The sequence below is a fragment of the Rhodococcus sp. ACPA4 genome, assembly GCF_002300185.1.
GTDB classification, from domain to species: Bacteria; Actinomycetota; Actinomycetes; order Mycobacteriales; family Mycobacteriaceae; genus Rhodococcus_F; species Rhodococcus_F globerula.
Genome location: NZ_NSDY01000002.1, coordinates 905,061 through 918,466 on the forward strand (window position 1 = coordinate 905,061; position 13,406 = coordinate 918,466).

Consider the following 13,406-nt stretch of genomic DNA (forward strand, 5'->3'; position numbering starts at 1 on the left):
GCCGGTGCTGCTGTCGATCCTCGAACTGGTGGGCATCGTGGCGTTTGCCGCTTCCGGTGCTCTGGTGGGCGTCACCAAGCGTCTCGACATCTTCGGGGTGTGCTCGGTGGGCGTATTCACCGGCATCGGCGGCGGTATCGTCCGCGACGTCCTACTCGGCGTCCACCCACCCAGTTCGCTGAGTAGCTGGCCGTACTTCGGAACGGCCGCCCTCACGTCCCTTGCGGTGTTCTACCTGCACGAGCCGCTCAACCGCCTGCGCCGCGAAATTCTGGCGCTCGACGCACTGGGCATGGGCCTGTTTGCCAGCACCGGAACCGTCATCGCCCTCGAGAACAACGCCAGCGGACTGGCTGCCACGCTGATCGGTGCCACCGCGGCGATCGGCGGCGGCGTGATCCGAGACGTCCTCGTCAACGAGGTGCCCTTGCTGCTCCACAAGGACCTCTATGCCGTCCCGGCGCTCCTCGGCGCTGCGTTGGTGGTCACAGTCTCGGCGTGGGGGTTGTCCACGAACGGTGCGCTTGTGGTCGGCACCGCGTTTGCCGCCGTCTTCAGATTGCTTGCGCTGTGGCGTCATTGGAGCCTGCCGGGACCACGCCGCACTGAAGACTGACGGCGACACGCCGAACCTCCCGAACGGGACCCTCTCAGCCCTATCTCAGCACTTCAGTCCAAACTGTCGGTATGCGTATTTTGGTGGTCGACGACGACCGGGCCGTTCGCGAGTCGCTCCGGCGCTCGCTCAGCTTCAACGGCTACACGGTAGAACTGGCGGTGGACGGACTCGACGCGCTCGAGAAGATCCTCGCGAACCGGCCGGACGCCGTGGTTCTCGACGTCATGATGCCGCGCCTCGACGGACTCGAAGTGTGCCGCCGGCTGCGCAGCGCCGGCGACGATCTCCCGATCCTGGTGCTCACTGCCCGCGATTCCGTCAGCGAACGCGTCGCCGGTCTCGACGCCGGTGCCGACGACTACCTTCCCAAGCCTTTTGCACTCGAAGAACTGCTGGCCCGATTGCGCGCGCTGCTCCGGCGAACCGCACCGGATCCTGACGCAGACTCCGAGATGATGACCTTCGAGGATCTCACCCTCGACCCGGTGACCCGTGAGGTTCGGCGAGGCGAGCGATCCATCAGTCTCACCCGAACCGAGTTCTCGCTTCTCGAAATGCTGATGGCCAACCCACGTCGCGTCCTCACCCGTGGGCGCATTCTCGAGGAGGTGTGGGGATACGATTTCCCGACCTCCGGCAACGCTCTCGAGGTTTACGTCGGCTACCTTCGTCGTAAAACCGAGGCCGACGGCGAACCGAGGCTGATTCACACCGTGCGCGGTGTCGGCTACGTCCTGCGGGAGACACCACCGTGATCGCTGCACCCTTCGGCAAGAACGCGGAGCCGAAGACCTCTCCCACATCGAACGGCTCGGCGGCCGGGATGCGCCCGCCCATGCCGTTGACCCGATCGGTGTCGCTGCGATGGCGGGTCACATTGCTGGCCGCGTCCGTCGTTGCGGTAGCCGTCGCTGTCATGGCCATCGCTGCCTATGCGGTGGTCTCACGTGCGCTGTACGCCGACGTTGATCACCAGTTGCGCACTCGCGCATCGGTTCTCATTGACAGCAACATCGTGCGTTTCGATCCCCGGTACATCACCGGTGCCACCCTGTACACCACCGATATCAGTGTGGCCCTGGTCTTTTCGAACCTCGATACGTATCAGCCGCCAGGGTCCGACGTCCCGATCGGCGAACCCGAACTCGCCGTCGCGCGGGGCACCGCAGAGTCGTCACTGCGGACGGTCGAAGGCCAGCGCGTGCTGGCGCAACGAACCCACGACGGAAGCACGCTGGTGATCGCGCAGCGGTTGGAGCCGACCGTCGCAGTGCTCGATCGACTTGCCTGGGTGCTGTTTGTCGTCGGTGGCTGCGGCGTCATACTTGCCGCGGTAGCCGGTACGACGGTGGGGCGCACAGGTTTACGACCTATCGCCCGGTTGACGGATGCCACCGAACGCGTTGCCCGAACCGACGATCTGACGCAGATCCCCGTATCCGGCAGCGACGAACTGGCGCGCCTCACCGAGAGCTTCAACACCATGCTCCGGGCACTTGCCGAATCCCGGGAACGACAGAGTCGCCTCGTCGCCGACGCCGGTCACGAACTGCGCACACCGCTGACGTCGCTCCGCACCAATATGGAGCTGCTGATCGCGTCGAGCCGGCCAGGGGCACCACAAATTCCGGACGAGGACATGGCGGAACTGCGAGCCGACGTCGTGGCACAGATCGAAGAGCTGTCGACTCTTGTCGGTGACCTCGTCGATCTCGCGCGAGAAGACGCACCCGAAACGGTGTACGAGCGCGTTGATGTCAGTGACGTCGTCGAACGATCACTCGAACGTGCGCGTCGACGCCGCAACGAAATTGAATTCGAGGCCGTGACAACGCCGTGGTTCGTCTACGGCGATCAAGCGGGACTCTCGCGTGCCGTACTCAACGTCCTCGACAACGCTGCGAAATGGAGTCCCAAGGGCGAGCAGGTGCGCGTCGAGATGCGCCCAGTCGGTCAAGGACTGTTGGAATTGACCGTCAGTGATGCGGGACCGGGTATTCCGGAGGAAGATCGGGAGTTGGTGTTCGATCGTTTCTACCGGTCCACCGCTGCGCGTTCCATGCCGGGATCCGGTCTGGGACTTGCGATAGTGCGCCAGGTGGTGATCAAGCACGGTGGCACCATTGCGATCGAGGAATCCGATCGTGGTGGGGCACTGGTTCGGATCGTGCTTCCCGGGGAGCCGGGTCCGATCGCCGAATAACTGGACACCGTGGGTAATGTGTTCAGCGAGAGTGCTTTTCGAAAAGTGAGCAGGGTGCACAGAATTATCGGTGCAAACTCTGGGCAAAGTGACAGGTGAGTCTCAGCGGCTTCTCAGCAGCGCAAGGCAGTCTTGTAGTCAACAGAGTTGTGACCAACCAATACGGTGGTCACCGAGACGAAAGCGAGCCGATGACCGAGGACCGTAACACTGGGCCTGACCGGCCCGAGCAGCCAAGCAACGAGCCCCAGCCGACGCAGGCTTACCCGACCCAGCAGAATCCTGCCCAGCAGAATCCTGCCCAGCAGAATCCTGCCCAGCAGAACCCCACGCAGGCTTACCCGACGCAGCAGCAGCCTTACCCGACCCAGCAGCATCAGGCGCCGGGCTACGGGCAGCAGCCCACGCAGTCGTTCGGGCAGCACTACGGCGCACATGAGGCTGCTCACCAGCAGCAGTCGCCCTATCAGAGTGCAGCGAGCCCGGCCGGCCCCGCCGGACCAGGTGGCGCTGCCGGACCCGGCGGACCCGGCGGACCGATCCCCGCTGCGCTGCGCGGACCCAACGCTGATCCCGAACCGGCCAAGCCGAAGTCGAAGCGCATGGCACTGGTAGCCGGCGCGCTTGCGCTGGTGCTCGTCAGCGGCGGTGTCGGCGGTGCGGTCGGCGCGATTGTGGCGGACAACAACGGTGGCAGCGGAACCGTCACCAATTCGCTCAACGCTGCCAAGCCGACAGCAACCAACACGTCCAACGCGCCGGCCGGTTCGGTGCAGGCCGTGGCTCAGAAGGTCGTGCCCAGTGTGGTCCAGATCGAGGTGGCCACAGCTCAGGGTTCCGGTGGGGAAGGATCCGGCGTGATTCTGTCCTCCGACGGTCTCATCCTGACCAACAATCACGTTGCCGGCGCCTCCGGTGCGCAGTTGAGTGTGTCGTTCTCCGACGGAAGCAAGGCATCGGCAACCCTGGTCGGTGCCGATCCGGTTTCAGATATCGCCGTCATCAAGGTCGAGGGTCGCAATGATCTGACGCCGATCGACCTGGGCAATTCGGCCGAGGTAGTGGTCGGTCAGCAGGTTGTTGCAGTCGGTTCACCGTTGGGGCTGGCCGGAACGGTCACCGAGGGCATCATCTCGGCGCTCAATCGACCGGTGTCCACCAGCGGCGAGTCGGGCAACCAGAACACGGTTATCGATGCCCTGCAGACCGACGCGGCCATCAACCCGGGTAACTCGGGTGGCGCACTGGTCAACATGGACGGACAGTTGATCGGTATCAACACGGCCATCGCGTCACTGGGAGCCTCGTCGGGCACGCAGGGTGGGTCGATCGGACTCGGCTTTGCCATTCCGATCGATCAGGCCAGGCGTGTTGCCAACGAGTTGATCGAAACCGGCAAGGCCACTCAGGCCATGATCGGTGTGACGGTGCCCTCGCAGGACAACGCGGATGGTGCGACGGTTATGGACGTCACCGCTGACGGTCCGGCAGCCAAGGCCGGAATCCCGAAGGGTGCCGTCATCACGAAGGTCGACGATCGTGTTGTCGCAGAAGGTGATTCGCTCATCGCGGCAGTGCGGTCGCACGCTCCCGGCGACACCGTGTCGATCACGTACACCGACGGTGGCCAGCAGAAGACCGTCGACGTCACGCTGGGAACCGCCCCGGCGCAAGGTGGGCGGTGACAGTTGGCGACCGGCCGACGATCACCCCGATCTTCGGCCGGACCGCAACTGATTCGGGGCGCGGCACTACGGTAGGAGTCATGGAACTCGAAGCCACATCGGCCGGCCGCGCCCTGGTTGTCATCGTCGACGATCGCACCGCTCACGGTGATACCACCGACTCCATCGGTCCGTTGGTTACGGAACTGCTGAACGAAGCAGGTTTTCACGTCGACGCGACGGTTGCAGTTGCCGCCGACGAGGTGGAAATCCGGAACGCTCTCAATACCGCGGTGATCGGTGGTGTCGACTTGGTGATCTCGGTCGGCGGTACCGGAGTGTCACCGCGCGACGTGACACCGGACGTGACGGCTGAGGTGCTCGATCGGGAGATCCCGGGAATTGCCGAGGCGCTGCGGGCGTCCGGGTTGTCCGCAGGATCGCTCGAAGCGGGCTTGTCCCGCGGCTTGGTCGGTGTCTCGGGCAGCACCGTCGTCGCCAATTTGGCGTCGACGCGCCCCGCGATCCGTGACGGCATGGCAACGTTGACGGCTTTGGCGGGCCATGTGATCGCCGAACTGTCCAGCCTCGAGGGCTGAGTAGAAGTTGTCCGACGAACAGAGCGCAGAAAAGAAGCCTGTCGACAAAGAGGCTTTGGCGCGCATTTTCGGGGATGTGTTCCCGGAGACGACGTCCGACGAGCGTGATCCGCAAGGATCCTCCCGTTCGTCGGATGACGAGTGGTTACGCAGGCAGGTTCCGCCGCATCACGGCGGTTGACGTATCAGACAGATCAGGCCCGTCCCGGAATGTCCGGGGCGGGCCTGATCTGTCAGGTGCACGCTAGTCGAAGCTCTTGGCGTGGGCGCCGGAGTCGGGGTCGGTTACACCGGAAGCGAGGATGTCGCGGATCTGGATGAGCAGATCGGTTTCGCTGGCTTCCTTGTCCTCGGGTTCGGTGACGAACTTCTTCTTGGCCGCGTTCGCGGGAACGATCAGCACGAAGTAGACAACTGCCGCGATGATGACGAAGTTGATGATCGCGGTGACCACGGCACCGATGTTGACGAAGGTTTCGGGATTGCCGGCAATGATCTCCTTTCCCCAGCCCAATTCGTCGGATCCACCAATGGCGGCGATGAGTGGGTTGATGATGTTCGACGTGAAGGCCGTGACGATCGCGGTGAACGCTGCGCCCACGACCACTGCAACGGCCAGGTCGAGCACGTTTCCGCGGAGCAGGAAGTCTTTGAATCCCTTGAGCATTTCGGTGTCCCCCGAATTGTGTGTGAGATGAACGTGTCGGTTCTCTGGAGAGAGCCGAATGCAAAAATCCTAAAGGAGCAAGCATCAATGTGTTTGCTTACTTGAACGTCACGGTGATGGCGTTGACCAGTGATGCGGCCGCGACGCGAGTAGCCGCCTCGGTGGGCAATGCCAGCATGATCACCTGTTCTTGCTGGTTACGTGTACTTTCCGCAGCGGTGACCATGACAACAACGGCGCCCGACGCAAGAATCGTGGGGTTGTTGTCGTTTGTCTGCTCTTTCGGAGTGTCGGCCTCAACTGTGAGTACATCGACAATGTCTCCGCTACGGACAATGTCAGAAACTGCGGCATCCGCGAGTCGGACCGGGACAATTCGCGCGTCGTCGGTTCCCGTGGACTCACGGGCCAGACGCGACCCGAGAACTCGGACGTCTGTGACGATTTCTCCGCGGCGAACGGGCCCGGCGACGGTGCTGCCCACAACGTCGGCGAAATCGGTAAGCGTCCCGTCGGGAAGGTGATCGGCAGAGAACTCGCTGATTCCGAGATCGTCGTCGGTGACAAGTTGTCCGGGAGCGACATCGCGGGCCGCGGTGACAACCCGGACGGTATCGGAGTCCGGATCGCCGCGAAACAGCAGCGCAATCCCGAGCACGGCAAGAGTGAGTGCGGCGATTTTTCGAACTGCCGAGCCTCGTGCGCGGTTGGGCTTTGCAATCGCAACCAGGCGGTCGACGACGCTGGGCGTGAGGTCGACTTCACCGAAATTCTGCGGTCTGGATCGGCCGTGACTCCGAGATCGTGCGCGGAACAGCCCGGACGGTGATGGTGGTGGCATAGACGAACGGTAGGGCCGAAAGCGTGCTTTTCGGCCCTACCGTTATCTGCCTGTGGACAACCTCGCGGTTGTGGAGAAAGTCGTGCTCGAACTAGCTGGCTGCAGCCTTTGCCGGAGCCGGAGTGCTGGTCGACGAAGAGGACGACTCGGACTTGGTCGACGACTCGGACTTTGCGGCCGGAGCGGAATCGCTCTTGGCGGGTTCGCTGGCCGTGCTGGAGCCACCTCGGCTGTCGGTGCGGTAGAAACCGCTGCCCTTGAACACGATGCCCACCGAGTTGAACAGCTTGCGGAGCTTGCCGGAGCAGGCTGGGCAGACCGTCAGCGAATCTTCGCTGAACGACTGGACGATGTCGAAACGGTTGTCACATTCCGTACATGCGTATGAGTAGGTAGGCACCGGGCTTCCTCCGCATTGTGATCTAAGTGCTTCATCAGGGCTGGCGAGTGCTGTCGAGCCAGTTCTGACACCGCAGCCCTTAGCACTCTACAAGTGACAGTGCCAACAGCGCTAATTACGTGTCTATTCCCACTGCGCGAGAAATGGTGGCGGCCGCCTCATCGGTCCAGTCGGGTCCAACCCGCAGTCGGGGTCAGCGCCCAGCCCATCGGAATGTCGTGCGGATCTGCGGGGAGCTGTTCGACGAGCTCCGAGTCGCGAACTACCGCGACGAGCCTGGCAGTCGGCGACGCCAATCCCAGCGTGCGGTCGTAGTACCCGGCGCCGCGTCCCAGCCGAGTGCCTCGCCGATCCACGGCGAGGGCCGGGACGAAGACAGTGTGGGCGAGCGCGATCGTTTCCGGTGGTAGTACCGGTCCGACGGGTTCCCGTAGCCCGTACGCAGCGGGGCGAAGTGCGTCGACACCCGTGTACTCGACCCAGGACAGCGGGCCGGGTGCGCCGGTGATCGGCAGGAGAACTCGATCTACGACGGCTGCCAGCGCGTCCAGCAGGTCAGTGGTTCCAGGTTCGGTCCTGGTCGGAACGTAGGCGCAGACAGTCGTCCCCGGGATTGTCAGATCAAGCGAGTGCGCCGTGAGTGCCGACGATTCGGTGCTCCGAGTTTGCTCCGATATCGCACGCCGCCCGGCCAGCACTGTTTGTCGCCATTGCTCTTTTTCTCGAGGTTCCACCACTTCACGATATGCATCGTGCTGACCATCGGGTAACAAGCTGCCGTTAGGGTGTTGGCATGACAGACGTGGTCGCTAGCAACAAGAAGGCCTTTCGTACGGCCGTGGTTCCTGCTGCCGGATTGGGTACCCGCTTCCTGCCGGCCACCAAGACCGTTCCCAAGGAATTGCTGCCGGTCGTCGACACCCCGGGTATCGAACTGGTTGCCGGGGAGGCCGCCGATTCCGGCGCTGAGCGCCTGGTCATCGTGACCTCGCCCGGCAAAGACGGGGTTGTCGCGCATTTTGTCGAGGATCTTGTCCTCGAAAGCAAGCTGGAAGCGAGTGGAAAGCTCGCTCTACTGGCCAAGGTGCGTAAGGCACCCGGACTCCTCGAAGTCGACTCCGTGATCCAGGATCAGCCACTCGGTTTGGGGCATGCGGTCGGTTGCGCCGAGGCTGTCCTCGACGACGACGAGGATGCGATCGCGGTTCTTCTGCCCGACGATCTCGTGTTGCCTAGAGGTGTGCTCGAAACCATGGCCAAGGTACGCGCCAAGCGCGGCGGTTCGGTTTTGTGCGCCATCGAAGTTCCCAAGGACAAAGTCAGCGCATACGGCGTCTTCGACGTCGAAATCGTGCCGGACGCCACCAACCCCGACGTGCTCAAGGTCATCGGGATGGTCGAGAAGCCGGCTATGGAGGATGCGCCGTCCACGTTTGCTGCCGCTGGTCGATACCTGCTCGATCGCGCCATTTTCGACGCACTGCGACGCATCAAGCCCGGAACCGGTGGTGAATTGCAGCTGACCGACGCCATCGCGCTTCTCATCTCCGAAGGCCACCCCGTGCATGTCGTCGTTCATCGCGGTACTCGACACGACCTCGGAAATCCCGGCGGTTACCTCCGCGCTGCGGTTGACTTCGCACTGGACATGGATGACTACGGCCCGTCGTTGCGAGAGTGGTTGGTTGCTCGTCTCGAACGATAGGGATAGTTCGGACATCTCCGCACAGCAGTTGACGCAGGATCGAGATGACCGGCCAATCGTGTGGCAAGGCATCATGGGCTGCGGGTAACACGAGTTTCGCGACAAAGTAGGAGGACGCAGTCCATATGCGGTCGGTTGAGGAGCAGCAGACCAGGGTCACAGCCGCTGCAGTTGCGCCCCGGCCGGTTCGTGTCGCCATTTCGGAGGCACAGGGGTTGCTCTGTGCCGAGGAAGTGGTCACCGAGCGGCCGCTGCCAGGGTTCGATCAGGCTGCCATCGACGGATACGCAGTCCGTAGCGTCGATGTTGCGGGTGCCGGCACGGATCTGCGTGGCGAGGACGGCGAGCCGATCGACTTGAGCCTGCCTGTCGTCGGTGAGGTCACGGCCGGTTCGCGTCAGCCGATCCGGCTACAGCCACGGCAAGCTGTGCGCGTCGACACAGGCGCGCCGCTGCCCACGTTGGCCGATGCGGTTCTCCCGCTGGAGCAGACCGACGGTGGCCGCGCCCGCGTGCGAGTCTTTGCGCCGGTGCGCTCAGGAGACTACGTACGACGCGCGGGTGACGACGTGCAACCGGGCGATGTCGCTGTTCGGGCGGGAACCATCATCGGCGCTGCCCAGGTCGGACTTCTCGCGGCAGTGGGCCGTGACAAAGTTCTGGTGCATCCGCGTCCACGGCTATCGGTCATCAGCGTCGGGGGCGAGCTGGTCGACATCGACCGAACTCCGGGACCCGGCCAGGTTTACGACGTGAATTCGTATGCTCTGGCTGCGGCTGCTCGTGACGCCGGAGCCGACGTCAACCGGGTTGGCATTTCCGGATCGGATGCTCGCCGGTTGCGTGAGGTTGTCGAGGGGCAATTGATCCGATCCGAGATCGTGGTCATCGCGGGAGCTGTCGGCGGTGGAGCGTCCGACGAGGTCCGCGATGCGCTGTCCGAACTGGGAACGCTCGAGGTCGAGCGGGTCGCGATGCATCCGGGATCAGTTCAAGGGTTCGGTCAGCTCGGGCGTGACGAGGTACCGACCTTCCTGCTCCCATCGAATCCGGTCAGTGCGCTCGTGGTGTTCGAGGTCATGGTCAGGCCGCTCATCCGGATCGCGCTCGGTCGTCGCCAGCCGATGCGTCGCATCGTGAAGGCCCGAACGGTGGGAACGATTACGTCGATCGCGGACCGTAAAGGATTCCTTCGTGGGCAGTTGATGCGCGACGAGGCAACGGGGGAGTACCTGGTCCAGGCTCTCGGTGGCGCCGCGGGCGCGTCGTCCCACCTGTTGGCGACGTTGGCCGAAGCAAATTGCCTGGTACTCGTCGACCGGGATGTCACCGAAGTGCAGATCGGTGAAGAAGTCGACGTCGCATTTCTCGCCCAACGTGGCTGAGTCACGGCTGGCTCACTTCCGGTGCGCCGCTTCGACTTTCCAACCGAATGAGGTGTGATGTCAGTCCATCCCGGATGGCCCGAGAAGCTGGGCCCGATTCGTGTGGCTGCCGGTGTGGTCACCGTCCGGCCGATTCGGTTGCGCGACGCGTCCGCGTGGAGCAGATTGCGCATTCGGGATAGAGAGCATCTCGAGCCGTGGGAACCGACCGGTGAATCGCCGTGGGATGCCCGGCATCACATCACCGTGTGGCCGTCGTTGTGCGGAAGTCTTCGATCCGAGGCGCGCAAAGGCCGGATACTTCCGTGGGTGATCGAGCTGGACGGCAATTACTGCGGGCAGATCACCATCGGCAACATCGTTCGCGGCGCGTTGCGTTCCGCTTGGGTGGGTTATTGGGTTGCGTCGGATGTCACGGGTGGTGGTGTGGCGACAGCTGCGGTGGCGCTCACGTTGGACCATGCCTTCTCGCAGGTGGGATTGCATCGTGTCGAGGCAACTGTTCGTCCGGAGAATTCGTCCTCGCGCGCCGTGCTCCACAACGTCGGCTTCCGTGAAGAGGGACTCCTACGCCGGTACCTCGACGTCGACGGGCAGTGGCGCGATCATGTGCTTGTGGGGATGACGATTGAAGAGATTCCCACCACAGTTGTGGATCGGCTTGTGCGCTCCGGTCGTGCGTCTTGGGTATGAAGTCCCTAGTTAAAAGGTAGTTACCGGCCGAATTGTCATCAAAATTGCTAGGCCGGGTCATTGCGAGTTCAACTTTTCCTCCGACAAATTCCGGCGGATCGGTCAGTTCGGTTCGGTACGCGTGTGACACATGAGTAAGGTGGGGTTCGGCGCGTCGGCAACGATGCGAGCCGGTCGGCCGTTAACCTTGATTCATCAACGGCTGGCATAGGTGCTGGTAGGTGATCGGGAGGAGGTCGCGGCATGCCTAGTTCATTCGTGTGGATCGGGCTCGTGGCCGTCTGGTTGTTCGTGCTCGTGCCCATGCTCGTGAACAAGCGCCCCCGGATCCGTCAGACCAGCGAAGCGGCTCTTGCGACTCGCGTACTTCACCGCGGCGACAGCAATCCTGTGCGACGCGGACCGGCAGCCGGACATCGAAGCGATCCGAACTGGCAACCAGAACCAGTGCGCAGCAGCTACGACGCGGAGGACCAGATGGACACTCACGCAGAAGACAGCGACTACAGCGGTGGCCGTGCCCCGGTCAGGGAGTTCGTGCCTGTCCGACGCGGCCGCGGTGGATTCGATCCCGAAGCCGATGCCGTCGCCCGAGAAGCGCGCTACACGTTTCGCCAGCGCACCCTTCTCGGACTTGCCTTCGTCTCGATCATGGCCGGTGCACTCGCGCTGATCGTCTCGCCCCTGGTGTGGTGGCTCTGTGCCTTGTCGTTTGCCGGTCTCGTCGGCTACTTGGCATATCTGCGCCGGCAAGTGCGCATCGAGCAGGAAATTCGCCGCCGTCGCACTGAACGGCTCAACCGTTCACGTCTGGGCGTCGAATCACACACAGACGAGGAATTGCGCCTGATTCCTTCTCGTCTGCGCCGACCGGGCGCAGTAGTCCTGGAAGTTGACGACGGAGACCCGGCGTTCGACCACCTCGATCACTACGAGGAAGTGCCGATGCAGTCGGAAATGCGACGCGCATCGGGTCAGTAAAACGTTCATCGTTTCGGAGGCGGGTAACTCGAGGCTCGGACTTCGGTCCTGCTAGAGTTGCCGAGCACACGCTTTCGGGCGGTGGCAAGGGGCTGTGGCGCAGTTGGTAGCGCGCTTCGTTCGCATCGAAGAGGTCAGGGGTTCGATTCCCCTCAGCTCCACCACGTAATCAGCTCCATCCAGTAATCAGTTCCACCCAGTAATCAGTTACCGATCAGGTCCTTCAGCTAGCGCTGAGGGACCTGTTTTGTTACAGACCGGTCGGTCGACAAATCGCCGCGACTCGCGAAGAATGTGCGGGTGTGTGCAGTTTCATACAGCCGCTGGGGCCCACCGAACCCGGTTTCGAACCGGTTGAGGCATGATCCTTGGTGGGCCAGTTATTTTCTGGACATGTAACGACCGTGACGTCGCGACGATAATCTCACTGTGTCGCTGCGCCTGTGCATGCAGCTAGAACGTTTTTGTCGGGAGGAATTTGATGAGCCAGCCACGACGGCTAGTCATGGCGCTTGTAGCTGTCTTGTGCCTGACGGGTGTGGGGTTCCTCGCTATTTCTGTATTTCCGACTGTCGTTTCGGCTCAACCCGGTGCAGGTGAAAACAGCGATGCCAGCGCTGACACCACCGTCACCGACGCCACCGACATTCCCAGTGCTGATGCCTTGGATAAACACGGCAATAACGGCAACGGCAATAACGGCAACGGCAATAACGGCTGCGGCAATAACGGCAATGGTTGGGGCAACGGGTGCGGCAACGGGTGCGGCAACAACGGCAACGGCAATGGTTGGGGCAACGGATGCGGTGGTTGCCACCACCACTGCACGACGACGAGTCCAGTCGTGACCACGACGACCGATCCCGTTATGACGACGACCACTGATCCGGAAGTAACGACGACGGACCCGACTGAACCAGAGGTCCCGACCACGACTACTGATCCGGTCGTAACGACGACCACTGATCCGGAAGTGACGACCACGACCACTGATCCGGAAGTGACGACCACGACCACTGATCCGGAAGTGACGACGACTACCGATCCGGTCGTAACGACGACTACCGATCCGGTCGTAACGACGACTACTGATCCAGAAGTGACGACCACGACTACCGATCCGGTCGTAACGACGACAGACTCGACGGAACCCGGGGAGCCGAGCAATTCGACTGAGGTGTCGACAAGTGCTGAGGCAACTACAAGTTCAGAACAGTCCAGCGAAACTTCGGTGGCGGCGGCTCCGGCCGGACCGGAAAATCCTCAGGGCCCGTCCGCCGAAAGTGGGTCGCCGGCGTCCGGGCCGTCCGGCGGCGTAGGCGGCGCCGCCACACCGGCAGCACCTCAAATCTTGGCTGCACCGGCACCGATCGCTGCTGCGGTGCAAACGGATGGCCCGAATTCCTCGGCTTCGGCACAAAGTGACGACCCGCAAGCTTTCCCGGTGGTCTTCACCTCAGGATTGCCACCAATTCAGAATGCTGCTGCGGTGGTAGGTGGCCTCGCGGGAATGACGTTGGTTGCGGCGGGTGCAGGCGCATTGACGTTCAGGGGCGCTTCGATGCAGAAGGCTCGATTGGCAGCGGCGCGGGCTGAGTTCCTGGCACCCCGATCAGGAAGAGGTGTGTAGGACAGTGCCGACAAACAGG

Annotated in this window: 16 protein-coding genes and 1 tRNA gene; 12 read left to right on the plus strand and 5 right to left on the minus strand. The window is 62.8% G+C overall.

Annotation, left to right across the window (positions count from 1 at the left end):
* The first annotated feature begins 4 nt into the window (after positions 1-4).
* The 6 genes from CJ178_RS27520 (at position 5) to CJ178_RS32915 (ending at position 5,266) form a co-directional block, all read left to right on the plus strand.
* Positions 5-616 (plus strand): trimeric intracellular cation channel family protein, encoded by a 612-nt coding sequence (locus CJ178_RS27520; protein ID WP_033234231.1) that lies wholly within the window; start codon positions 5-7, stop codon positions 614-616.
* A 71-nt stretch (positions 617-687) separates the two neighbouring features.
* The gene (locus tag CJ178_RS27525; RefSeq protein WP_033234232.1) at positions 688-1,374 is read left to right on the plus strand and encodes a response regulator transcription factor; all 687 of its coding nucleotides are present in this window, start codon (positions 688-690) and stop codon (positions 1,372-1,374) included.
* A gap of 68 nt (positions 1,375-1,442) precedes the next feature.
* Positions 1,443-2,822 carry a HAMP domain-containing sensor histidine kinase gene (locus tag CJ178_RS27530; RefSeq protein ID WP_202025801.1) on the plus strand — a complete coding sequence of 460 codons (1,380 nt, stop codon included), beginning with the start codon at positions 1,443-1,445 and terminating at the stop codon, positions 2,820-2,822.
* 191 nt (positions 2,823-3,013) lie between these two features.
* On the plus strand, positions 3,014-4,507 hold the full coding sequence (locus CJ178_RS27535; protein WP_095888711.1) for a S1C family serine protease: 1,494 nt from the start codon (positions 3,014-3,016) through the stop codon (positions 4,505-4,507).
* A gap of 80 nt (positions 4,508-4,587) precedes the next feature.
* On the plus strand, positions 4,588-5,085 hold the full coding sequence (locus CJ178_RS27540) for a MogA/MoaB family molybdenum cofactor biosynthesis protein (RefSeq protein ID WP_179300869.1): 498 nt from the start codon (positions 4,588-4,590) through the stop codon (positions 5,083-5,085).
* Positions 5,086-5,092: 7 nt separating this feature from the next.
* The gene (locus tag CJ178_RS32915; protein WP_165826316.1) at positions 5,093-5,266 is read left to right on the plus strand and encodes a hypothetical protein; all 174 of its coding nucleotides are present in this window, start codon (positions 5,093-5,095) and stop codon (positions 5,264-5,266) included.
* Positions 5,267-5,329: 63 nt separating this feature from the next.
* Here the strand turns inward: CJ178_RS32915 and mscL are convergent, their stop codons facing one another.
* The 4 genes from mscL to CJ178_RS27560 form a co-directional block, all read right to left on the minus strand.
* Complete coding sequence (mscL, locus tag CJ178_RS27545) at positions 5,330-5,752, minus strand: large conductance mechanosensitive channel protein MscL (protein ID WP_033234234.1); 423 nt, start codon at positions 5,750-5,752, stop codon at positions 5,330-5,332.
* A gap of 97 nt (positions 5,753-5,849) precedes the next feature.
* The gene (locus tag CJ178_RS27550; RefSeq protein WP_095888444.1) at positions 5,850-6,593 is read right to left on the minus strand and encodes an SAF domain-containing protein; all 744 of its coding nucleotides are present in this window, start codon (positions 6,591-6,593) and stop codon (positions 5,850-5,852) included.
* A gap of 91 nt (positions 6,594-6,684) precedes the next feature.
* Complete coding sequence (locus CJ178_RS27555; protein ID WP_033234236.1) at positions 6,685-6,993, minus strand: FmdB family zinc ribbon protein; 309 nt, start codon at positions 6,991-6,993, stop codon at positions 6,685-6,687.
* 158 nt (positions 6,994-7,151) lie between these two features.
* On the minus strand, positions 7,152-7,727 hold the full coding sequence (locus CJ178_RS27560; RefSeq protein ID WP_095888712.1) for a 5-formyltetrahydrofolate cyclo-ligase: 576 nt from the start codon (positions 7,725-7,727) through the stop codon (positions 7,152-7,154).
* 59 nt (positions 7,728-7,786) lie between these two features.
* On the opposite strand from CJ178_RS27560, the gene CJ178_RS27565 reads away from it, so the two are divergent.
* The 5 genes from CJ178_RS27565 to CJ178_RS27585 all read left to right on the plus strand — a co-directional run bounded on the left by CJ178_RS27565 (position 7,787) and on the right by CJ178_RS27585 (position 11,921).
* Positions 7,787-8,698, plus strand: coding sequence for a UTP--glucose-1-phosphate uridylyltransferase (locus tag CJ178_RS27565; RefSeq protein ID WP_033234238.1), 912 nt, complete (start codon positions 7,787-7,789; stop codon positions 8,696-8,698).
* Positions 8,699-8,823: 125 nt separating this feature from the next.
* Positions 8,824-10,083, plus strand: a complete 1,260-nt coding sequence (gene glp / locus CJ178_RS27570) for a molybdotransferase-like divisome protein Glp (protein WP_033234239.1) — start codon at positions 8,824-8,826, stop codon at positions 10,081-10,083.
* A gap of 57 nt (positions 10,084-10,140) precedes the next feature.
* Complete coding sequence (locus tag CJ178_RS27575) at positions 10,141-10,776, plus strand: GNAT family N-acetyltransferase (protein ID WP_033234240.1); 636 nt, start codon at positions 10,141-10,143, stop codon at positions 10,774-10,776.
* 243 nt (positions 10,777-11,019) lie between these two features.
* A complete protein-coding gene (gene sepX, locus CJ178_RS27580) occupies positions 11,020-11,757 on the plus strand; it encodes a divisome protein SepX/GlpR (protein ID WP_033234241.1) in 738 nt (245 codons plus the stop codon).
* Positions 11,758-11,845: 88 nt separating this feature from the next.
* Positions 11,846-11,921, plus strand: a tRNA-Ala gene (locus CJ178_RS27585).
* A gap of 335 nt (positions 11,922-12,256) precedes the next feature.
* Here CJ178_RS27585 and CJ178_RS32530 read toward each other — a convergent pair.
* A complete protein-coding gene (locus tag CJ178_RS32530; protein ID WP_179300851.1) occupies positions 12,257-12,574 on the minus strand; it encodes a hypothetical protein in 318 nt (105 codons plus the stop codon).
* 27 nt (positions 12,575-12,601) lie between these two features.
* On the opposite strand from CJ178_RS32530, the gene CJ178_RS27590 reads away from it, so the two are divergent.
* Positions 12,602-13,387 (plus strand): hypothetical protein, encoded by a 786-nt coding sequence (locus tag CJ178_RS27590; protein ID WP_143547542.1) that lies wholly within the window; start codon positions 12,602-12,604, stop codon positions 13,385-13,387.
* Positions 13,388-13,406: the final 19 nt, after the last annotated feature.